This is a genomic window from Vibrio sp. 10N.222.52.C12, assembly GCF_041474215.1.
GTDB lineage: Bacteria > Pseudomonadota > Gammaproteobacteria > Enterobacterales > Vibrionaceae > Vibrio > Vibrio crassostreae_C.
The window spans coordinates 1-1,419 of the sequence record NZ_JBFRTR010000171.1; the positions used below are offsets into that span (position 1 = coordinate 1).

Here is a 1,419-nt window from a genome sequence, read left to right on the forward strand (position 1 = left end):
CCTATACCTGCATCACTATCGGCCACAAAGGCTTTCCCAAAGGGAGTGATACAGGCTTACCCTGTTCCGTATGTTACGTAAAATGTCAACTTAGATAATTGGACTCCCCAACCCTAAGTCCTACAATAGTAGGGTTCAAAATAATTTGGAGATTCAAATGAACAAGACGATTGTTGGCGTTGATTTAGCTAAAAAAGTGATCCAAGTTTGTATTTATACAAACAGAAAAGTGCACTCAAATACAGAGATGACACCGAAGGCGTTTACTTGTTGGTTAGTAAATTCAAGGCCTGCCACAATCGTGTTTGAAGCTTGTGGTACTTCGAATTATTGGAAGCAACTCGCTTCTTCTCATGGGCATGATGCTCGTTTAATCTCATCGAGATTAGTTGCTGTGGTCAGACAAAATCAGAAAACTGACAAAAATGATGCTTTGGCGATAGTACAAGCATCACTGTTACCTGATGTGAACTTTATTCAAGGTAAAACAGCCGAACAGCAGCAACTACAATCGATTGTCCGCTTACGAGAACTAAGCATAAGACAAAAAACCGCTTCTAAAAACCAATTGATTGCTTTGTTATCTGAATTAAATATTCAAGTCTCCAACAGAAATGGGGGGTTAAGAGCAACAATTGATGAAACCCTAGAAGACCCAGATAATGGTTTTTCACCTTCGTTTCGTCAGGCAATATCTACTGCCTGGGATCAATATTTATCGCTGGTTGAAGCGATTGATATTTACGACAACTGCCTTGAAGAATCTTTGAATTATCATCCTGAATGTAAGAAGTTACTTAAAATTGAGGGCATCGGTATCCTTAATGCTGTTAACTTATATATCGCGCTCGGGTGTGCTGACATTGGAGCTTTTAGTAAAGGGAAAGCAGCCGCAGCCTGCATAGGGCTCACACCAATACAACATTCAAGTGGGGGGAGAGCTAAAATAGGTTCGATAGGAAGAGGTTTTAAAAATACTCTGTTTCGAAGCCAATTGATTACTGGTGCGATGTCGATCGTAAGCAAGGTTGCCAATCGCCCACCGAAAACAAAAAAAGAAGAGTGGCTAAAAAATTTAATTGAACGTAGAGGTAAGAAGTGTGCTGCGGTAGCGTTGGCAAATAAAAATGTCAGAACAGCATTTGCTATTTTAACTCAAGGTACGGAATATAAAGCTGAACCGTTAGTATCTTAGTAAATTGTCTTAACAGTAAAATGCATAAATTGGATGAAAATCAGTTAGTCAAAGCAGCGGGCATCTGAGAGTCTTGAACTCGTAGCTTAGATTTGCTACTAACTCGCGTAAATATCGTAGAGCCTGAGTTAGCTACTCTTGTTGAGCTCGTACATAAGTGCGCATTTATTTCTGATTTACTGACGATTACTGTTGACAATGGGGAGTCCACATAAGATGCCCAC

The 1,419-nt window shown here is 39.9% G+C and carries 1 protein-coding gene; it reads left to right on the plus strand.

Features of this window, described 5'->3' with window-relative positions:
• The first annotated feature begins 157 nt into the window (after nucleotides 1-157).
• Nucleotides 158-1,195, plus strand: coding sequence for an IS110 family transposase (locus tag AB4623_RS22960; protein WP_102459768.1), 1,038 nt, complete (start codon nucleotides 158-160; stop codon nucleotides 1,193-1,195).
• Nucleotides 1,196-1,419 lie beyond the last annotated feature (224 nt).

Coding starts and splice junctions, on each gene's coding strand:
- AB4623_RS22960 (WP_102459768.1), top strand. CDS start 158: ATGAACAAGACGATTGTTGGCGTTGATTTAGCTAAAAAAGTGATCCAA.